The organism is Rhodococcus sp. LB1 (assembly GCF_001583455.1).
In the GTDB taxonomy this organism is placed as follows: domain Bacteria; phylum Actinomycetota; class Actinomycetes; order Mycobacteriales; family Mycobacteriaceae; genus Rhodococcus_F; species Rhodococcus_F opacus.
On sequence record NZ_LTCZ01000037.1, the window covers coordinates 14,760 to 34,747 of the forward strand.

Sequence of the window (19,988 nt, forward strand, 5' to 3'; positions counted from 1 at the left end):
TCGGTCGCTCAGCCGAATTGCTGCCAACCCAACCGGATCACCATCGCGATCACCACGATCAGCAGGGTGATCCGGACGAATCCGGCGCCCTTGCTCAGGGCCATCCGCGAACCGGTGATCGCGCCGATCACGTTGCAGACCGCCATGCCCAGGCCGAGTGCCCACAGCACGTGGCCGGTGGCGGCGAAGAACACCAGCGCACCGAGATTCGATCCCAGATTGATCACCTTCGCCATCGCCGCGCTGCGCACGAATTCCGTGCCCAGGAACGTGGCGAAACTGATGATGAGGAATGTCCCGGTGCCCGGCCCGAACAGTCCGTCGTAGAACCCGAGGAGACCGGCGGACAGCAGGACGACCGCGATTACCTTCCGCCGTGTCGGTGGATCCTTCGCCAGCGTGGTCCCGAGCTGCGGACGGATCGTCACGAACACGGCGACGCCGACGAGCACCGCCATGATGAGCGGGATGAAGACGTCCTTGTCGATGCGCGAGACCGTTGCCGCGCCGAGCGCGGACGCCACCGCCGCGAGCAGACCGGCGGGAACCAGCAGCTGCCAGTTCATGGGGATGCGGCGCGCGAACGTGACGACGGCGGCGGATGTGCCGGTGAACGCGGTGAGCTTGTTGGTGGCCAGTGCCGCCTGCGGCGTCAGCTGCGGTGCGACGAGAAACAGTGCGGGAATGAGGATCAGTCCGCCGCCGCCGACGACGGCATCAACCCATCCGGCGGCCGTCGCAGCGGTGAGAAGAAGCGCCCAGTCACCCACATTCATGGTGCAGACTCAACCACACCCACCCTGAGGTACTTACGCTGTGCACATGCGGAGGTTCAGTCTGTGGCTGCGAGGAAAGCCGACGGTTGCGGACTCGATGTTGGCGGCGATCCTGTTCACCCTCGAGGTGTTCGTGTTCACCGCGTCGGGAGACCGCTCGCCGTGGGTGCAGCTGGTGATGGGTTTCCTGCTGTGCCTGCCGATCGTGTGGCGTCGCAAGTATCCGCGGGCGGCGGCCGGTGCCGTTCTGGTGGTGTCGATCACGATCACGTTCATCAGTTACTCGATCGGTGACCTCGACGCCGAGCATCCCGGTCTGCTGGCCCTCGCCGTTGCCCTCTACACGCTCGTCGCCTACGTCGACCGCCGGACCGCCGCGGTGTACGCGGCAGGCCTCGCAGTGGATTCGGCCCTGTCGATCTGGTTGCTGGAACAGGAACTGCTGGCGGCCGGACTGTTCTCGGTCCTCGTCTTCGCACTCTCCTGGATCACGGCGGAGTTCCTCGGCGCCCGCCGGGCCTACGACGAGGAGGTCGCCGCGCGCCTCGTCGTCGCCGACTACGACCGGGATCGTCGCGCCGAGGACGCGGTGGCGGCCGAGCGGACCCGGATCGCCCGGGAATTGCACGACGTCGTCGCGCACGCGGTGAGCGTGATGATCGTTCAGGCCGACGGCGCGTCCTATGCCTTGAAGAGCAACCCCGACATCGCGAAGCAGGCACTCACCAACATCGCGAGCACCGGGCGGGAGGCTCTGGCGGAACTGCGGCGCACCGTCTCACTGCTGCGCACCGAACCGGCGACCGACGACATGCCCCAGCACGGCACGGCCGGCCTCGCCCGGGTGGTCGACATGATGCGCAGCGCCGGACTGCCCGTGGAACTCGAGCTGACGGGAGAGTTGGACGACATCAGCCCCGCGGTCAGCCTCGGCGTGCACCGGCTGGTTCAGGAATCGCTGACGAATGTGCTGCGGCACGCCGGGGAACGTCCGCGCGCGAAGGTGCGGGTGCGGCGCCGCGAGACGGACGTGCTCGTCGAGATCACCGACAACGGCAACTCGTCCGGGCAGTTCTCGCTCGGATCGGGCAACGGGCTGCTCGGTATGCGAGAGCGGGTCGCCGTCCTGCACGGCACCCTCGAGGCGGGACGGCAGACCGACGGCAGTTGGCGGGTCACCGCGGAGTTGCCGCTCGAGCTGGAGGACTGAGCGGACCCGGTCACTCCGTCTCCGGTGGCGCTGCTTCCTCCGGCTGGTCGAGGACGCTGACGGTGACGCCGTAGGGGAGGAACCGCACCGACCGGTGGGGATCCGTGTTGTGCTTGTGCGCGCGGAGCGCATCGAGTTCGGTGGCATACACCTGCTCGACACGTGCGACGCCCTCGTCGTCGAGCGTGTAGATCGCCCACACACCGTCACCGGTCTCGCCGGCGGTTTCCGGCTTCGACGCGCCGCGCGGCGAGCGGGCGAAGTCCGCGAACACGCCCGTCCACGGAATCTGAGAATCCGCCTGGTCCAGGAACCTGACGATCCGGTCCTTGACGCCCTGCAATTCCTCGCCGGCCTCACGGATCACGCGGTCGAGATCGTCGGGGTCGAACCCGAACGGCCTGTTGTCGCCCATCACTGTCTCCTGACTTCGGCGGGACATCTCCAGTGTGGGATCGGCATCCGCGGCCACAGAACAGGGCCTCCTCCCGCGGGACCTCAGGCGTCCGATGCGGTGTAGACGCGATCACCGCCGACATAGGTCAGGACCGCCCGGCTCCCGCCGATCTCGTCGGCAGTTCCCGTGAACGGATCCCGGTCGAGGACCACCAGGTCGGCGAGCTTGCCCACCTCGATGCTCCCCGTGTCGTCGAGGTGGTTCACGTACGCGGACCCGGCGGTGTAGGCGGTGAGTGCGGCCGTGAGGTCGATTCTCTGCTCCGGGAGGAACACCGGGCGCCCCTGCCCGTCCCGGCCCGGCAGTACGCGATTGACCGCGACATGGATGCCGTGGATCGGGTCGGCGCTGCTGACCGGCCAGTCGCTGCCGGCTGCCAGCGTTGCGCCCGAGCGCAGCAAGGAACCGAAGGGATACTGCCGACGGGAGCGTTCGTCCCCGAGGAACGGAATGGTGAGTTCGTCCATCTGCGGTTCGTGGGCTGCCCACAACGGTTGCATGTTGGCCGTGACGCCGAGCGCGCGGAAACGGGGGATGTCGCCCGGGTCCACGACCTGCAGGTGGGCGAGGTGCGGCCGGGTGTCGCGGAATCCGTTCGTCGTCCGAGCGGCGTCGACCGCGTCGAGCGCATCGCGCACGGCCCGGTCGCCGAGCGCGTGGAAGTGCACCTGAAATCCGAGGGCGTCGAGCTCGGTGACGTAGCCGCGCAGCTCGTCCGGGTCGACGAAGCTGGTTCCGGAATGGGCTGTCGCGCAGCCACATCCATCCAGATACGGGGAGATCATGGCCGCCGTGCGGGATTCGGCGACACCATCGAGCATGATCTTGACGGTGTCGGCCCGCATCCTCCCGACGCGGAGAAGGGACCGTCGCCGGAGCAGGTCGGGGATCTGCTCGGCGCCCCGATCGCGATCCCACCACAGGGCGCCCGCAACCCGCGCCGTGAGGGAGCCGTCGCCGGCCGCGGTCAGGTAGGCGTCCGAGACATCGGAGATCCCGGAGGTGTCGCCCAGTAGCGCGTCCTGCCACGCGGTGATGCCGAGCGAATGCAGGTGCTGCTGGGCGTGGAGCAGTGCCTTCAGCCGGTCGTCGGGGGTGTGCTGCGGGGTATGGCAGCCGACCAGCTCCATCGCAGACTCCTGGAGCATGCCGGTCGGCGCGCCGTCGGCGTCGCGTTCGATACGTCCGCCGACGGGATCGGGGGTGTCTCGGGTGATGCCCGCGATGTCCAGAGCTCTCGTGTTGGCCCATGCCCCGTGGTGGTCGCGGTTGGGCAGAAACACCGGCCGATCCCGCACGACGGTGTCGAGGAGTTGCGCGGTGGGTGTGCCCCCGTCGAACGCCTCCATCGACCACCCGCCGCCGACGATCCACGGCAACTCCGGGTGTGCGACGGCGTAGCTGCGGATGGCGGCGAGGGTGGCGGCGGCGTCGGTGGTGCCGGTGAGGTTGCAGCGGGCGTACTCGAGGCCGGCCACCACGGGATGGATATGCGCGTCCTGGAAGCCGGGCAGTAGCAGCCTGCCGGTGAGGTCGACGACCTCGGTGCGGGTGCCGATCAGCTCCCGGACCTCGTCGTGGCCGACGGCTGATATCCGGCCACCGGTGACGGCGACCGTCGTGGCGCGGCTGCGGGCCGGGTCCAGGGTGGCAATCGATCCGCCGGTGAAGACCAGATCTGCGGGTTCTGTTGACATCGAAAATCTCCTGTCGGGAAGTGCTGTCGTCGGTGTTCGGATCAGGTTGTGTCGCGCTGATCGGTCAGGGGGTGGTCACGGGAACTTCGGTGGGCGCGCCGAGCAGGTTGGCGTCGTCGGCATCCGTTCCGCGGCCGGTGACGAAATAGGGCGACCGACGGACCCACTTCGCGTGCGCGGCCACCACCAGCCCCGAGATCAGGATGAGGACCGGGAACAGCAGCTGAAACCAGCCGTTGGTCGCACTGAATTCGAGATGATCTGCCGAGGTGTAGAAGATCCAGCCCAGGTAGCCGCCCAGGGCCAGCAACACAACGGCGCTGAGTGCGGGAAACACCACCGCGCGCAGTCCCTCCCACGGATGCTCGCGCAGGAGGCCGCGGAACCGGACGGCGGCGGCGAGTGCCGTCAGGCCGTACCAGACGGCGACCACCAGGCCGATCGAACTGATGCCCGCACCGAGAAGGTCGCTGAGCTTGGGGATGACCGTGGCCAGCAGCGCGACCACGGCGGAGATGGCGCCGAGCAGCACGGTACCGGCCGCCGGGGTTCCGAAACGGGGATGGATGCGGGTCCACACCGGGCCGAGAGTGCGGTCCCGGCCCATTGCGAACAGTCCACGCGCGCTGGGTATCACGGTGGCCTGGAGCGATGCGACGACGGAGAACATCAGCGCCACCACGGGGAGCGCGGCCAGCGGCTGCCGGGCGAGTGCCTCGCCGAGAAACGCGAGCCCGACGGTCCCGTTGTCCGCCAGTTCCGCGGGGGTGAGGACGCGTTGGAACGCCACCGCACCGAGCAGGAACAGACCGAGGACCAGGAAGACGGTGATCACTCCGGCACGGGACGCGTCGCGCGGGTCGCGCACCTCCTCGCTCACGCTGAACGCCGCTTCGAAACCCCAGTAGAAGAAGACCGCGATCACCATGCCCTGAGCCAGCACGGCGAACGACGGAATTGCAAAGGGATCGAACCAGGAGAGGGAGAACGGCTGGGCCCCGGCAAACAGCCCGTACGTGCAGAAGCCGATCAACACGACGTACTCGAAGACGAGGAGATACTTCTGCAGCCGTGCCGCGACCGCGACACCGCGGACGGCGGTGAATGTCACCGCCCCCAGGATCGTCAGCCCGAGCATCGTGGACTGCAGCGTGGAGTCGGGATCGAGAGTGAGCCCGCCGATGCTGTGCAGGCCGGCCATGCCGGCGAGTTGCAGGATCGCCGACCCGGCGATCGCGGTGGTGTAGGCCATGAACACGACAACAGCAATGATCGCCATCCAACCGGTGAGGAATCCCAGCCACGGGCTGAGGGTGCGGCCTACCCAGACGTAGCTGTTGCCGCAATTGGGTTCGACCCGGTTGAGCCGGGCGTATCCGCTGGCAATTCCCAGAATCGGGACGAATGCCAGTAACAGCACCACCGGCATCTGGAGACCGACCACGGCGGCGATGACTCCCAAGCCGACACCGATGCTCGTGGTCGCCGCGGTACTCGAGGCGGCGATCGCAATTCCGTCGATGACGCCGAGCGATTTGCGGAGAGCCATCGCCCTCGGCGCGTCGGCCGCGCCGTTGTTCACTGCTGCCATGTGTGCGTCGCTTTCGCTGGAGGGATGGGGAGGGACGAGAGGCCACGACCGATCCGAATTCTCGTGCCCGCGGCCTGGGGCTTCGCTCCCTGCCTGTGACATGCAACACCGTCGTCGTTTACAGCGTCAACGGTGTTGGCATAAGCTTCGGGTCGACGGAAGGAGCCGGGAATGGCGAAGCAGGTGGTCTCGGACTCGGCCCGGAAGAGGCGCAGGCCGACGAAGCAGGGTGCAGTTCTGTCGGAGCAGCTGATCATGGAGACGGCGCTGCGGCTGCTCCGCCACCACGGCAGTGCCGGTCTGTCCGTCCGCCGCCTCGGGGCAGCGCTCGGGGCCGACCCCAGCACCCTGTACCGGTACTTCCGCGGCATCGACGACCTGACGTTGGCGATCGCCGACGAGCTGATCGGCCGGTCGTTCCGCGGGTGGGAACCCACCGGGGACTGGTGGCGGGACCTCTACTCTCTCGGAATACGTTCGCATGCAGCGTATCTGGATCATCCCCAGGCGGCAGTCCTGTCGGCCAGCCGCGTCAGCGGTCGCACCTCGGAGAAAGCGGCCGTCGACACGATCCTCGGAATACTGCGCGAGGCAGGGTTCCCCGACGGCGCAGCGGTGCGCCTCTACCGTGCGTTCGTGGACCAGATGCTGGCCTTCGCCGCCCTCGACGGAGCCGAACTCGCGCTACCCGAGGACGTCCGTGAGTCCGATCGGCAACTGTGGCGATCCTCCTACGCGCAACTGCCGGCCGAGACGCATTCGCACATCGCTGCGACCGCGGGTCTACTCGTCGACCTCTCCGACCGCAGCGCCTATCCCGACGCACTCGAACTGCTCCTCGACGGCGCTCGCGCCCTGCTTCACCGACTCGACGCGAAGCGAGAATCGGCGACGTCGTGACAATCACTCGGCTCGAATCGTGGCCGAACGGGCCGGGAAGCGGCCGGATTACCTGGGAGCATCCCGGAGCTCGATGACGAGCGGCCGACCTGTGTCGAACCAGTACCGGTGCAGGTCCTTGATCTTCGCGCGTGTAGGCAACCCGCGTAGATGCACGGCGCATTCGCCATAGTCGAACACATTGACCGTCTCACAGAGAGCGTCCCGGGCATCGTCGAGCTCCGCACGATCGGTGATTTCTCGCGCGAGTCCTTCGAACCAACCCGTCGGCATCCGCAGCCGAAGCCGTGGGTTCCCACGAATGTTCCATACCCAGCCTGCGACGAAATCCGGGCGCGTCATCGCCAACGCGGGTGGCAGAAGAGAGACCAGGTAGGCACGGTCATCGCGTTGGATCACCCGAATGCACTTTCGCCGCTGTTTGCCGGTCTTGCGCCCAGTCGTCGTCAGTACTGCAAATCCCGTCGGGGGTCGCACGAGGAAGCCCGGCAGCATCAGGGCACTGAGGACTGCCCCATTCCGAGCCGTCCGCATCAGGCGCCCGTGCTTGGACGCCTCCGCCGCCGCCGCATCGCGTACCTTCCGGTTCCGCTCGTGATCATCCGGCGTGCCCGATCGATTGTCGTCAGCTGCCACTCACATCGCCCCGTCCCCGCGTTCCCCGCGAGCAATATAGCAACGGTTCACCGTCGCACGCGCCGGCGTTTCACGTGTCAGGCGGCGAAGAGGGAGTCGTACAATCCTTCGGAGGAGAAACCCGATGGACTCGCATCATCGAAATACACGGACCACCGATCTGCCGCCACCGGCGCTGGACGGCGAGCTGCGTTTCGACCAGGTGGCGCGAGCACAGGCTGCCGACGATTTCGGGCACATCGTGCACACGGCACCGGAGGCCGTCCTGCTGCCGGGATCCACCGACGACGTCGCCGAGACGATCCGCTGGGCCGCGAAGCGGGGCCGCACGTTCGCCGCGCAGGGGCAGCGCCACTCGGTGTGGGGACGATCCGGAGCCCGGAACGGCATCGTGGCCGACATGTCCACACTGCATTCCGTCGGCAGGGTTCAAGGCGACCGGATCGTCGTCGGCGCGGGCGTGACGTGGCGCGAGGTGCTCGCCGCGACCCTGCCGCGGGGAAAGACCCCGCCCGTGCTCACCGACTACCTCGAGCTGTCGGTCGGCGGGACACTCGTCGTCGGGGGCGTCGGCGGCACGACCTCCCGGTACGGCGTCCAGAGCGACAACGTCATCGCGATGGACGTGGTGACCGGTACGGGGGAGGCGATCACCTGTTCGGCGCAGAGCAACTCGGACCTGTTCGACGCGGTGCGGGCAGGGCTCGGCCAGGTGGGGGTGATCACCGAGGCGACACTCGAGCTCGTCGCGGCTCCCGAGCAGGTGCGCAGGTTCGTGCTGTTCTACCCGAACCTAACGGGGATGCTGACGGACGCGCGACTCCTGTCCGCGGACGCCGGTTTCGACGCGGTGCAGGGGGCGATCCTGGCAGCACCGACCGGTGGGTTGTCGTTCCAGTTGGACGTGGCGACGTTCTTCACCGGCAATCCGCCGGACGACGAGCTACTGCTCGCCGGCCTGTCCGACGACCCGGCAAGGCGAAATCCCAGCACGATTGCGTACGTCGACTACCTCGAGCGACTGGCCGGGCTGGAAGCGGCGTTGCGGGCGAACGGCCAGTGGTTCCACCCGCACCCCTGGATCACCACCTTCATCGGAGACTCGCACGTCGAGTCGGTGGTCGACGAGGAGCTGGGCAGCCTTGATCCAGCGATGGACCTCGGTCGATTCGGTCAGATCGTGCTGTCCCCGATCCGCACCGGAGCGATCACCAGCCCGCTGCTGCGGACGCCGTCGGAGGGCCTGTGTTTCGCGTTCAACTTCGTCCGGGTGCCGACGACCGCCGACCTCGACGACGCCCACCGGCTCGTGGAGTCCAACAGGGCCGTGTACGAACGGGTCCGCAGCGCCGGCGGCACGCTCTACCCGGTGAGCGCGTTCCCCATGTCCAACGAAGACTGGCGCCGGCATTTCGGGTCGGCGTTCCACCGCCTCGGTGAGGCCGAAAAGAAGTTCGACCCGGATCACGTCCTCACCCCTGGCTACGACGTCTTCGAGGGCGGGCCGCACGACGGCGTCAGCCGCCGGCGAGCGGCACCAGGGTGAAGTGACCGGCTCCGCGGGCGGCGGAGAACACGTCCCAGGACATCGGACCGCCGGGACCACGGCCTTCCTCGTAGCGGAGGTCGAATGCGGGGTTCACGGGTGCGAGCCGGTAGTCGAAGAAGGCGTAGTTGGCGCGCAGCAATGTTCGCGCCGGTTCGGTGGCCTCCTCGAGACGGGGCACCAACCGGTCCTCGACCACCAATCCGCGGTCGGAGAATTCGTCGACGATCACGCATTCACAGAAGTACGCGAGGGTCCCGATCTCACCGGGGGATCGCACCGGTGCCTCCCCGACGAGGGTCCCGACTGCCCGGCCGACCCGCTCGTAATCCTGCGCGCTCGCCCAGTTACCGAAGATGGGGGGTGCGTCCCACGGGAGACCGCTCTCGACGTCGTAGTACACGGCGCCGGCTCCCAGCACGGCGAGGAGGCCGGCCAGTGTGCCGGCGACAGCGCGGTCCGTGGCGTCGCGCGCGGCGCTCCAGTGGATGCCGGCGGCGAGAACGGCGAACATCGCCAGCGTGGTCGCGGGCGCCACATAATACCAGTGGTACGGCACGGTGTCGAGCACGACGTAGGCGACGTAGTAGAGAGCGCCGGACAGTCCGAGCGCGAGCAGCGGCACAGGCACCGGTCGCTTCCCTGGCCTGGCGTACGAGGCGAGCGCGACGAGAATCAGGACGAGTGCGAGGGACGCGGGACCGAATGCCGCCACGGTCCGCCACGGGTTGGACTCGAAGTACATGATGGGGCCGGTGAGGTAGTTGTAGCCGCCGACATCGGAGGCCTGGCCCTGCTTGATCAGGAAGGTGTCGGGCAGAGCTGAACCGAGGACGATCCAGCTGAACAGATACCAGGGCCCGGCGATCGCGGCGAAGCCGGCGAGGGCGCGGCGCAGTTGCGTGCGAATCGCCGGTGACAGGGCGGCGATGACCACGACGAAGACGAGCAGATCCAGGCGTACCAGCGACGCCAGGCCCGCGGCCGCGCCGAACCAGGCGGCCCTGCCCTCGAGCGCCGACCACACCATCACCGCGACGGCGGCCGGGATCAGCAGCACCTCGAGTCCGACCGCGGACAACACGAACGGGTTGAGCACCACGAGCGCACCGGCGAGCACCGCCCAGACGGTCCCGAGGCCGAGCCGCCTGCACGTCCGCGCCAGCACCCAGCCCAACAGGGCAGTGACCGCGACGTTGAGCACTCCGAGTGCGAACAGGGGATCGCCCGGGCCCCACAACCGGGTCACGAATGTCAATGCCCCGAGCACCAGCACGTTGAGCGGGGACGTCGACGTGTTCGCGGTCAGTCCGTGGACGATCGCCCACTCCCCGTGGACGGCCAGGTTCCTGGCGGCCGACAAACTGATGTAGGCGTCGTCCGTCAGGCTGCGGGAGACGATCCAGAACAACACGGCCGCCACCACCGCGCCGCACACGGCGAGGATCGCCGGGGCCGGGAACGGCCTCGGTACCGGTGGCGGGGCAGACCGCTCGAGCGGTTCGTTCAGCAATCCTGTGGACACCGCGACATCCTAGAGAGTGGAGCCGGGACCGCTGCTCGCAGCCACCGAACTCGGACTCGCTGGTGCCCGTCGACTGTTTAGTCATTCGAGAAGACGGGAAATCGACGCCCCAGGGCCGGAAGCGTCACCGGTGGCACCACCGGCCCAGGTTCCGCGGGTTGAGCCCCCAGGTCGCGGGACCGCCCCCGGGGGCTTTTTCTATCGGCGGTGCCGCTCGTGAGCGGTGAGCAGCAGAGCGTCGAAACGGTCGCGAAACGAAGTGGGCGTGTGGATTTCGTCGCCGAATGCGAGAACGAGTTGCTCCGCGATCACGCGGATCTTCGTGTTCGTCTGCTGTGACCGCCACGTCAGGAGGTCGAACGCGGCGTCGGCGGAGATGGAGTAGACGAGCATCAGCGCACCCTTGGCCTGTTCGATGACTGCCCGCGAACGCACGACGTCGAGCGAAGCGACTTCGGCCGTGTCGAGCAAGCGGGGGTTGTCCCAGATCTCGTCGGTCCTGTCCTGCCACACGAGCACGACGAAGCGGGCGTCCGCGGAGGTGAACGTGGAGGCGAACCCGTGCGCCCACAGCCAGTTCCCGTTCCTGTGCCGGACGCGGGCAAAGCCCGCTCGGGCGGTGCCGGTATCGAGGACACCCCCGACGAGGCCGAACCACCGCGGCGCGTCCGACGGGTGCATCAAACCCGCGAGATCCACACGATCGAATTCGTCCAATCGGTATCCGACGAGGTCGGCCAGGGCAGGGTTCGTCAACACCAGTCGCCGTCGGTCGTCGTAAACGCAGACGGGGCGCGGAAGAGAGACGACCAGCGATGTGAACTCATCGTGGCCGAGGCTGTCGGTCGGTGCGAGGGGGAACCCGGACATACGTACTTCCTTCAATTCTTCGCGCCGACGACGACTCGTACAGCGATCATCGCGGCGTGCGCAGAACGATCCGCTAGAGGTATTCGGAGCCGAGCCCGGTTCGGCTGGGTGTGACGTGCGTCCTACTCGCTGAATTCGCCCATCGCAGGCGTCCATCCGCGGATCTGCACCTTTTCGACAAGATTTTCCTGTGCGAACGGATCCTGCGTGAACAGGCGTGCGACGGCGTCCTCGTCCTCGGCGTCGACGATGAACAGCGCACCGTGGCCGTCGGCGAGGGGGCCGGTCGAACGCATGACCTTGCGTCGGACGAGTTCGGTCAGCCACCCACGATGCTGCGTCCGATGATCGTCGCGCAGGGACGACGTCTCGGGGCTGTACGTGTATTCCACGACGAACAGGGCCATGAGGTTCTCGCTCAGCCGTGGTCGATGTAGGACTCGAGCTGGTCGCGTTCGGTCTGCAGCTCGCCGATCCGGCTCTTCACCACGTCGCCGATGCTGACGATGCCGACCAGCTGCCCGTCCACGATCACCGGCAGGTGCCGGATCCGGCGTTCGGTCATGGTTTCGGCGAGACTGTCCACGGTGTCGGTCGGGAGACAGGTGAACACCGATGTCGTCATGATGTCCACGACCCGGGCATTCAGGATGTCGGGGCCGCGCTCGTGGATGCGGCGCACCACGTCGCGTTCGGTGACGATCCCGACGACGGCGTCGTTCTCCGTCACCACCAGGGCGCCCACATTGTGCCTGGCGAGTTCGCCGATCAGCGTGCTGACCGGCATCTCCGGGTCGACCGTCACCACGGCCGGGCCCTTGTTCCGCAACACATCCGCGATTCGCATCTGGACACCCCGATCTCTGGGCACTCCGACTGGCCGCCGATTCGATCATAGGCAGACTTCGAGCGTATGCTAGAGCTTCTGCCGGTCTTGGTTTGGTTATCTACTCGTGACCGCCGTGTCCCACGGACCGATGTGCGGGTCGGGCGCCCACCGGGACTGCGGTGTTAGGTTGGCGCTGTGCCGATCACCGTGCTACTCGTCGACGACCAGGAACTGATGCGGATGGGCCTCAACATGGTGCTCGACGCTCAGGACGACATCACTGTCGTCGGTGAGGCGAGCGACGGCGCGGCGGCGGTCGCCGCGGTCCGCAAACTCGAACCCGATGTGGTGCTGATGGATGTCCGCATGCCGGTGGTGGACGGGGTCAGCGCGACCGCCCAGATCCTGGAGTCGGGGGTCGCGAGCCGCGTGCTGGTGATGACCACCTTCGACCTCGACGAGCACGCCATGGGTGCGTTGCGGGCCGGGGCCAGCGGCTTCCTGCTCAAGGACACCCCGTCGGAAGACCTGGTGTCGGCCATCCGCAGTGTGGCCGCGGGGGACGCAGTGGTGTCGCCGAAGGTGACCCGCCGGCTGCTGGCGAGGTTCCTCGACGACGGTCCGGGTCCGCTTCGTGACCCGCAGGTCCTCGACGTGCTGACCGAGCGTGAACGGGAAGTGCTGCAACTGGTGGCCACCGGGTTGTCGAACACGGAGATCGCCGGTCAGCTGTTCCTCTCGGAGTCGACCATCAAATCGCACGTGGGCCGGATTCTGACCAAGTTGAACGTCCGCGACCGGGTCCAGGCAGTGGTGCTGGCCTACGAGACGGGCCTGGTGCGACCCGGCTCGTAGGCCGGCGGGTGGGGAAGCGTACTGCCGCTAGACGGTGAAGGTGCCGACGGTCGGGACCACGGTGCACGTGACGGAGTCGGCGTAGCCGACCGTGCCGAACATCGTCGCGAGGACGGTTCCCTTGCCGGTGTCGACGATCTTCGACAGCAGCGGGGTATTGATGATCGGCAGCGTGTCGTCGAGCTTGACGATCCCGCCCTGGAACGTCGTGAGGTTGATCCAGGCGACGCTGAGATCGGACGTCTGCGGGATGGCGACGTAGGCGGGGATGGCCTGGAATCGGAGTTGGTTCGCGGTGATCTGGGGGAACAGGTTCGGTCCGCCCTGAGCGCTCGCCAGCGTGACCGTCGCGGGCTTGTCGGCGACGCCGCACCCGAGTGTGGGGGACGGGTACATGAAGTCCTGCGGTGTGGTGAGTCCGACCTCGAGCACGTCCTTCGGGATGAACACGCTGGCGCCGAGAAGAGCGTCCACGGCGGCCGTCGCGGCGGGGGAGACCTCGGTGGCCAGCGCCTGCAGTTCGGCGGCACCCTTCGCGAAGTCGGCGACCGGTGCTGCCGATGCCGGTCCCGAAGACAGCATGCCGAAGGCAGCTGCGGACGCGAGAACGATTGCGGCTCGGCGGAAGACGGTGGAACGAGTCATATCGGCTCCTCGTTGTGCGCGGGGTCGGAAGACCCCCATCGCAGTGAACTGCATCATGCGCAGACTCTCAATGTCAACTTGAGGTTTAGCATTGTGAGCTCTTCGATATCTGCGGCCGGGAGAAAATCGGCGCCGTCGAACGTTGAACGATCAGACGGTTGACCCAGACCCTCGATGACCCGGCCGTCCGAAAGGGGGCGTCATGTACGCCGCACTGTTCCTGTTGTACGTAGTGGTGGAGATCGCCGCGCTCGTCCTGGTCGGTAACGCGATCGGCGTGCTGTGGACCGTGCTCCTCCTGCTCGGTGGAACGCTGATCGGACTGCTGCTGATGCGGTCGCAGTGGCGTCGTGTGATGGACGGCCTGCGCCGGGCGGCGAGCGGCGACGGCTCTCCGGGTGCGGCGGTCGCGGATGGCGCACTCGTCGCGTTGGGCTCCGCGCTGATGTTCGTCCCCGGCCTGGTCACCTCGGTGCTCGGGCTGCTCTTCCTCGTTCCCCCCACCCGGTGGGCACTTCGGCCCGTCGTGGTCCTGCTGGCAGGCAGGCGTGCCGCCACCGTCGCGGCCGGGGCGGAGGCGTTCGCCCGGGCGCCCCGACGCGGTCGCGGCGAGGTGATCGAAGGGGAGGTGGTCGACGAGGTCTTCGAGGGCGAAGTGATCGACGAGGAGCCCCGAACCCCGACCCGTGATCCCCGCGTTCTGCCCTAACAGGCAGACTGGTTGCCTGTGACTACACAACTGCTGGTCGGCGGCCGAATCTACAGTTCCTTTGCTCCAGACGCCACGTCGATGGCAGTGACCGACGGTGTCGTGTCGTGGGTCGGCGACGATCGCGCGGCCCGTGCGCTGCACCCCAGCGCCAACGTGGTCGACCTCGGCGGCGCGTTCGTCACCCCGGCATTCGTCGACACCCACGTGCACGTCACAGCGCTCGGGCTGAACATCGTCGGGCTCGACCTGGTCGGTGTCGGATCGCTTCGCGAATGCCTGGACCGGCTCGCGTCCTTCGCCCGCACCCACGGCGACGCGGTCATCTGGGGACACGGCTGGGACGAATCGGCGTGGCCGGAAGGCGCCGGCCCCACCACGGCGCAACTCGACGAGGCCGCGCCCGGACGCACGGTGTATCTGTCCCGGATCGACGTCCATTCGGCAGTCTGCTCGACCGCCCTGCGCCGGTCGGTCTCGGATCTGAGCGACACCGCCGGGTTCTCGCCGGAGGGGCCGCTGACATTCGAAGCGCACCACGCCGCCCGCACCGTCGCGCGCTCGCTGCTGACGGCCGAGCAGCGTTCCGCCGCCCGCATCGCCGCCCTCGACGCCATCGCCTCCCGCGGCATCGTCGCGGTGCACGAGTGCGGGGGCCCCGACATCGCCGGACTCGACGATTTCCGTGAACTCCTCGCCACCCCGCACGGTGTCGAGGTCCGCGGTTATTGGGGTGAGGCGGTCGCCGACGCCGACGAGGCCAGGAAGTTGCGGAACGCCACCGGCGCCCACGCGCTGGGCGGCGACCTGTTCATCGACGGATCCCTCGGCTCCCACACGGCGTGGCTCAGCGAACCCTATGCCGATCTGGCCGGCGGCACCGGCAAGAGCTACCTGGGAGTCGACGAGATCGCCGCACACGTGCGTGCCTGCACGATCGCCGGAATCCAGGCCGGATTCCACGTCATCGGCGACGCCGCCGTCCGGGCCGCGGTCGACGCGTTCGCCGTCGTCGCCGACGAACTGGGCGGTCCCGCGGTCGCGAAGGCCGGACACCGACTCGAACACGCCGAGATGATGACCGGTGACGACGCGGCGCGGCTCGCGCAGTGGGGTGTGATCGCCAGCGTCCAGCCCGCGTTCGACGCCCTGTGGGGTGGGACCGACGGCCTGTACGCGCAGCGCCTCGGAACCGAGCGTGCCCTCACCCTCAACCCGTTCGCCGCCGCCGCCTCCGCCGGGGTGTCGCTGGCGCTGAGCTCCGACGCACCCGTCACCCCGGTCGACCCGTGGGCGATGCTGCGCGCGGCCGTCCACCACCGCACGCCCGGCAGCGGGATCTCCCCCCGCGCGGCGTTCTCGGCTGCCACGCGCGGTGCATGGCGGGCCGGTGGGGTCCGGGACGGTCTCGCCGGGACGCTCGATCCGGGAGCGCCGGCGTCGTACGCAGTATGGGATGCCGGTGAACTCGTGGTCAGCGCGCCCAAGGACTCCGTGCAGCGGTGGTCGACCGATCCCCGGTCCCGGGTCCCGGCCCTGCCGCGGCTCGAGGACGACGCGCCCACGCCCGTCCTGCTGCGTTCGGTGCACCGGGGGAGCGTCGTCCATGAGCGGTAGCACGACGTCTCGCTGGATCACCGGAAAGCGCGGCGTGCTGGTGCGTTCCGTCCTGTCGGTGGCCGCGGGATTCCTCGTGTTCGCCGGCTTTCCGCCCCGTCCCCTCTGGTTCCTCGCGCCCATCGGCATCGCCCTGCTGACGCTGATCCTCACCGGAGCCGGGGGTGCGGCACCGAGACTGCGCGCGGGCTTCGGCTACGGCTATCTCGCGGGACTCGGCTTCCTCGTGCCGCTGCTCCCGTGGATCGGGGTGTTCGTCGGAGCCCTGCCGTGGCTTGCCCTCGCCGCGGTCGAGTCGCTGTACATCGGACTGTTCGGGGTGCTCGCCGTGCTCGTCTCCCGGCTGCGGTGGGCCCCGCTGTGGATCGCGGCGTGCTGGTCGCTCACGGAATGGCTGCGCGCGAGCGTGCCGTTCGGCGGCTTTCCGTGGGGGCGGTTGGCGTTCGGCCAGTCGGAGGGCTGGTTGCTGCCGCTCGCGAGCGTCGGCGGTGCCCCGCTGCTCAGCTTCGCCGTCGCACTGACCGGTGCCGGACTGGCATCCGTCGCCATGACGGTGCGGGCCCGGGCGCGCGGCGCCACGAACTGGACACGGCCGCTCGCAGGCGGTCTGGTCGCCGCCCTCGCCGCGACGGTCGTGTCGCTCGCGCTGTGGCCGACACTGCCGGGCATGGACTCGGGAGACCGGACGATCACCGTCGCCGCGATCCAGGGCAGCGTCCCCAAACTCGGACTCGACTTCAACGACCAACGCAAGCGGGTCCTCGACAATCACGTGAACCGCACCCTCGAACTCGCCGACGACGTCGCGTCGGGCGCGGCGCCACAACCCGACCTCGTCGTCTGGCCGGAGAACGCGTCCGACATCGATCCCCTGCGCAACGCCGACGCCGCCGCCGACATCTCCCGGGCGTCCGAGGCGATCGGTGCGCCGATTCTGGTGGGGGCGGTGCTCGTGAATTCCGACCGCACCACCACCAACTCGGTGATCGTGTGGGACGGCAATGCGGGACCGCAGGAGCAGCACGACAAGAAGATCATCCAGCCGTTCGGCGAGTACCTGCCGTATCGCGGGTTCTTCCGTCACTTCTCCTCGTACGCCGACCGGGCGGGCAACTTCGTTCCCGGCGACGGGGACGGGGTCGTTCACGCGGACGGTATCGCCGTCGGAGTCGCGACCTGCTACGAGGTGGCGTTCGACCGGGCGTTCGAGCAGTCGGTGCGCAGCGGCGCCGAACTGCTCGCCGTCCCCACCAACAACGCCACGTTCGGCGACACCGAGATGACCTACCAGCAGCTCGCCATGTCGCAGGTGCGGGCCGTGGAGCACGGCCGCGCCGTCGTCGTCGCCGCGACCAGCGGTGTGAGCGCGATCATCGGCCCCGACGGATCCACGGCGGCGGAAACCGCACTTTTCGTACCCGCGGCCCTGGTGTCGCAGGTGCCGCTGCGCACCGGTACTACGCTGGCAAGTCGGCTCGGCCCGATTCCGGAGGTTCTCCTCTGTGTCGGCGCCGTCGCTGCCGTCGCGTTCGCCGTGGTGCAACGACGACGCACAGTTCGCACACTGATTCAACGCAGTACCGAGAAGGCGCCGGCAATCGCCGGCAGGGAGGATCCTCATGGCATCGGAGACCGATTCCGGGCAGAGCGGGGCACCGAGCGCACGGACTCTGGTGATCATTCCGACGTATAACGAGCGGGAGAATCTCGGCCTGATCGTGGGGCGTCTGCATGCGGCGCTGCCGCGGACGCATGTTCTGGTCGTCGACGACGGCAGCCCGGACGGCACCGGAGACGTCGCGGACGCCCTCGCGTCCAACGACGACGCCGGTCGCATCCACGTGATGCACCGCACCGAGAAGAACGGCCTCGGAGCCGCCTACATCGCCGGTTTCCATTGGGGTCTGGAGCGCGACTACACCGTTCTCGTCGAAATGGACGCGGACGGCAGCCACGCGCCCGAGCAGTTGCATCGCCTCCTCGACCAGGTGGACGCCGGCGCCGACCTGGTGCTCGGTTCGCGGTACGTCCCGGGCGGCACGGTGGTGAACTGGCCGAAGCACCGCGAGTGGCTCTCGCGCGGCGGGAACATCTACTCGCGGCTCGCCCTGGGCGTGAAGATCAAGGACATCACGGGCGGATACCGGGCGTACCGCCGTGAGGTGCTCGAGAAGCTCGACCTCGCTGCGGTGGAGTCGCACGGCTACTGCTTCCAGGTCGACCTGGCATGGCGGGCCATTCAGGAGGGCTTCGACGTCCGCGAAGTTCCCATCACGTTCACAGAACGAGAGATCGGCGAATCCAAGATGAGCGGCGGGATCGTTCGCGAGGCGCTGCTCAAGGTCACGCAGTGGGGGCTGCGGAACCGGGTCGCCAAGATCAAGGGTGTGACAGCAGGCTAAGGCTCGGCGCCGACCGCTGCCCCATTCCTTCCCGGAAGGAGTGGGGCAGTGCTGTATCTATGGCCCGGAAACAGGATCCACGTGGGTAAACCCGCGCGGTGTCCACATTGTGAGACGCGGTGAAACGGTCCGAACCGTATGTCCGATAGGAACCTGAAGCGTACTCCCGGGTAATGTTCGGTTAATTCCCAGGTTCGCAGGTCACTATGAGTTTCTTCGGTGGCCGGTGGGTTCGTCCCACCGCCGGAGCGGGAAAGAGGACGAACAAGGTGGTCGAAGCTGTGCCGAGTGGTGACGTGACCACCGAGGGTCGCATTCCGGACGGTGCATTTCCGCTCTCCGCCGCTCAGCAGGGCATGTGGTTCGCCCAGCAACTCGATCCCGACGTACCCGTCAATATCGCGCAGTGCGTCGAACTGGTGGGTGCGCTCGACGTACCGCTGCTGTCGGAGTCGATGATCACCGCGGGCCGCGAGCTCGGCTCCGCATTCCTCCGACTCGTCGAGGTCGACGGAGTTCCCTACCAGCTGGTCGATCCGACCCTGGAAGCATCGGTCCGGTTCGTCGACCTGCAGCACGAGCCTGATCCACGGGCCGCGGCGAAGGAGTGGATGCGGCAGGAGTACACCGCCCCGCTCGACGTGTGCCGCGATCGGCTCACTACCTCGGCGCTTCTGTGCATCGGGCCGGATCGCCACTACTGGTACAGCCGGGTCCATCACGTCGCGCTCGACGGCATGGGATCGGTGACGCTCGTCGACCGGACCGCGGAGCTGTACACCGCAGCCGTCGAGGGTCGCGCCCCCGGGCCGTCCAAGGCCGCCGAACTCACCGACGTCGCCCGGGTCGACGACGACTACCGGACGTCGGCGCGCTACCGGGCCGACCGGGAGTACTGGTCCGCGCGGGTGTCCACCATCGGCGAACCGCACAGCCTCGTCGACCGGAGCGCCCCCGCGCGGGCGCGGAGCCGCACGACGGGCGGCCAGATCCCCGACGCCCTCGTCGACCACCTCGAGGCTGCGACGGACCGCCACGACTCGTCGACCGCGTTCGAGGTCATCGCCGCCTTCGCCGCGTACCTTTCCCGGATGACCGGACGCGAGGAGGTCGCGGTCAGCCTGCCCGTGACCGCCCGCACCACCGCGCTGCTCCGCCGCTCGGGCGGCATGGTGTCCAACGTCGTCCCGCTGCGACTGCACGTGCGCCCGGACATGACGAACACGGATCTGGTGGCAGCGGTCCGGCTGGAAGTCACCGCGGCGCTCCGGCATCAGCGGTACCCGCACATCGACATCCGACGCGACGCGGCCACCGAGCATCAGGGCTTCTACGGCCCACTGATCAACGTCATGTTGTTCCACAACGAGATCACCCTCGGCAGCATCGTCGGCCGACTCGAACTGCTGTCGACCGGACCCATCACCGACCTCGCAGTCAACGTATACCACGGGGTCGCCGGCACCAGCCTCAACCTGGACCTCGAGGCCAACCCCGACCTGTACTCCGAAGACACCCTCGCCGAGCATCACGCTCGGTTCACCAGGTTCCTCGGCGCGTTCCTCATCTCCGACACAGAGGGACCACGACGGATCGGCGACCTCGACCTCCTCGACGAGGACGAACACCGCAGCCTGGTACCCGCCACCGGGCGCGCCGGATTCGCACCCGTCACTCTGCCCGACCTCCTCGCGGGTGCGGTCCGCAGCAACCCGGACGGCGA

The 19,988-nt window shown here is 68.1% G+C and carries 19 protein-coding genes; 9 read left to right on the forward strand and 10 right to left on the reverse strand.

Annotated features, from left to right (window positions below; translation table 11 throughout):
* Positions 1 to 8: 8 nt before the first annotated feature.
* Positions 9 to 776, reverse strand: a complete 768-nt coding sequence (locus AZG88_RS07620) for a TSUP family transporter (RefSeq protein ID WP_061697363.1) — start codon at positions 774 to 776, stop codon at positions 9 to 11.
* Between the two features lie 46 nt (positions 777 to 822).
* Here AZG88_RS07620 and AZG88_RS07625 point away from each other — a divergent pair, with 46 nt between their 5' ends.
* Positions 823 to 1,986 (forward strand): sensor histidine kinase, encoded by a 1,164-nt coding sequence (locus AZG88_RS07625; protein ID WP_005246372.1) that lies wholly within the window; start codon positions 823 to 825, stop codon positions 1,984 to 1,986.
* Between the two features lie 10 nt (positions 1,987 to 1,996).
* Here the strand turns inward: AZG88_RS07625 and AZG88_RS07630 are convergent, their stop codons facing one another.
* The 3 genes from AZG88_RS07630 to AZG88_RS07640 all read right to left on the reverse strand — a co-directional run bounded on the left by AZG88_RS07630 (position 1,997) and on the right by AZG88_RS07640 (position 5,731).
* On the reverse strand, positions 1,997 to 2,401 hold the full coding sequence (locus tag AZG88_RS07630) for a hypothetical protein (RefSeq protein ID WP_005246369.1): 405 nt from the start codon (positions 2,399 to 2,401) through the stop codon (positions 1,997 to 1,999).
* 83 nt (positions 2,402 to 2,484) lie between these two features.
* Positions 2,485 to 4,140, reverse strand: coding sequence for an amidohydrolase (locus AZG88_RS07635; protein ID WP_005246368.1), 1,656 nt, complete (start codon positions 4,138 to 4,140; stop codon positions 2,485 to 2,487).
* Positions 4,141 to 4,204: 64 nt separating this feature from the next.
* Complete coding sequence (locus AZG88_RS07640) at positions 4,205 to 5,731, reverse strand: APC family permease (protein ID WP_061697364.1); 1,527 nt, start codon at positions 5,729 to 5,731, stop codon at positions 4,205 to 4,207.
* Positions 5,732 to 5,902: 171 nt separating this feature from the next.
* Between AZG88_RS07640 and AZG88_RS07645 the strand changes: the two genes are divergently transcribed.
* Entirely contained in the window at positions 5,903 to 6,631 is a 729-nt protein-coding gene (locus AZG88_RS07645; protein WP_061040905.1) for a TetR/AcrR family transcriptional regulator, read from the forward strand.
* Positions 6,632 to 6,679: 48 nt separating this feature from the next.
* On the opposite strand, the gene AZG88_RS07650 is transcribed toward AZG88_RS07645, so the two are convergent.
* Positions 6,680 to 7,165 carry a nitroreductase/quinone reductase family protein gene (locus AZG88_RS07650; protein ID WP_331712246.1) on the reverse strand — a complete coding sequence of 162 codons (486 nt, stop codon included), beginning with the start codon at positions 7,163 to 7,165 and terminating at the stop codon, positions 6,680 to 6,682.
* Positions 7,166 to 7,391: 226 nt separating this feature from the next.
* Here AZG88_RS07650 and AZG88_RS07655 point away from each other — a divergent pair, with 226 nt between their 5' ends.
* Entirely contained in the window at positions 7,392 to 8,813 is a 1,422-nt protein-coding gene (locus AZG88_RS07655; RefSeq protein ID WP_063886783.1) for an FAD-binding protein, read from the forward strand.
* On the opposite strand, the gene AZG88_RS07660 is transcribed toward AZG88_RS07655, so the two are convergent.
* The 4 genes from AZG88_RS07660 to AZG88_RS07675 all read right to left on the reverse strand — a co-directional run bounded on the left by AZG88_RS07660 (position 8,785) and on the right by AZG88_RS07675 (position 12,055).
* Positions 8,785 to 10,338 (reverse strand): hypothetical protein, encoded by a 1,554-nt coding sequence (locus AZG88_RS07660; protein WP_061697365.1) that lies wholly within the window; start codon positions 10,336 to 10,338, stop codon positions 8,785 to 8,787. The two genes, AZG88_RS07655 and AZG88_RS07660, sit on opposite strands and share 29 nt — an antisense overlap.
* 198 nt (positions 10,339 to 10,536) lie before the next feature.
* Positions 10,537 to 11,208, reverse strand: coding sequence for a PAS and ANTAR domain-containing protein (locus AZG88_RS07665; RefSeq protein WP_005246357.1), 672 nt, complete (start codon positions 11,206 to 11,208; stop codon positions 10,537 to 10,539).
* Between the two features lie 122 nt (positions 11,209 to 11,330).
* Positions 11,331 to 11,615 carry a YciI family protein gene (locus AZG88_RS07670; protein WP_005246356.1) on the reverse strand — a complete coding sequence of 95 codons (285 nt, stop codon included), beginning with the start codon at positions 11,613 to 11,615 and terminating at the stop codon, positions 11,331 to 11,333.
* Between the two features lie 11 nt (positions 11,616 to 11,626).
* Positions 11,627 to 12,055 (reverse strand): CBS domain-containing protein, encoded by a 429-nt coding sequence (locus AZG88_RS07675; RefSeq protein ID WP_005246355.1) that lies wholly within the window; start codon positions 12,053 to 12,055, stop codon positions 11,627 to 11,629.
* Positions 12,056 to 12,232: 177 nt separating this feature from the next.
* On the opposite strand from AZG88_RS07675, the gene AZG88_RS07680 reads away from it, so the two are divergent.
* Positions 12,233 to 12,892: a response regulator gene (locus AZG88_RS07680; protein WP_005246353.1), complete on the forward strand. Its 660-nt coding sequence runs from the start codon at positions 12,233 to 12,235 to the stop codon at positions 12,890 to 12,892.
* A gap of 27 nt (positions 12,893 to 12,919) precedes the next feature.
* Here AZG88_RS07680 and AZG88_RS07685 read toward each other — a convergent pair whose 3' ends face one another.
* Positions 12,920 to 13,537 (reverse strand): hypothetical protein, encoded by a 618-nt coding sequence (locus AZG88_RS07685; RefSeq protein ID WP_061040902.1) that lies wholly within the window; start codon positions 13,535 to 13,537, stop codon positions 12,920 to 12,922.
* Positions 13,538 to 13,739: 202 nt separating this feature from the next.
* Here AZG88_RS07685 and AZG88_RS07690 point away from each other — a divergent pair, with 202 nt between their 5' ends.
* From AZG88_RS07690 to AZG88_RS07710, 5 genes are all read left to right on the forward strand, one after another.
* On the forward strand, positions 13,740 to 14,246 hold the full coding sequence (locus AZG88_RS07690; RefSeq protein ID WP_005246351.1) for an FxsA family protein: 507 nt from the start codon (positions 13,740 to 13,742) through the stop codon (positions 14,244 to 14,246).
* Positions 14,247 to 14,258: 12 nt separating this feature from the next.
* Complete coding sequence (locus AZG88_RS07695) at positions 14,259 to 15,863, forward strand: amidohydrolase (RefSeq protein ID WP_061697366.1); 1,605 nt, start codon at positions 14,259 to 14,261, stop codon at positions 15,861 to 15,863.
* Positions 15,853 to 17,556, forward strand: a complete 1,704-nt coding sequence (gene lnt / locus AZG88_RS07700; protein ID WP_061040900.1) for an apolipoprotein N-acyltransferase — start codon at positions 15,853 to 15,855, stop codon at positions 17,554 to 17,556. The genes AZG88_RS07695 and lnt overlap by 11 nt, the downstream gene beginning before the upstream one ends.
* A complete protein-coding gene (locus AZG88_RS07705) occupies positions 17,483 to 18,265 on the forward strand; it encodes a polyprenol monophosphomannose synthase (protein WP_037180769.1) in 783 nt (260 codons plus the stop codon). Before lnt ends, AZG88_RS07705 begins: the two co-directional genes overlap by 74 nt.
* Before the next feature lie 269 nt (positions 18,266 to 18,534).
* On the forward strand, positions 18,535 to 19,988 hold a 1,454-nt coding region (locus AZG88_RS07710; RefSeq protein WP_231913869.1), incomplete at its 3' end, for a condensation domain-containing protein.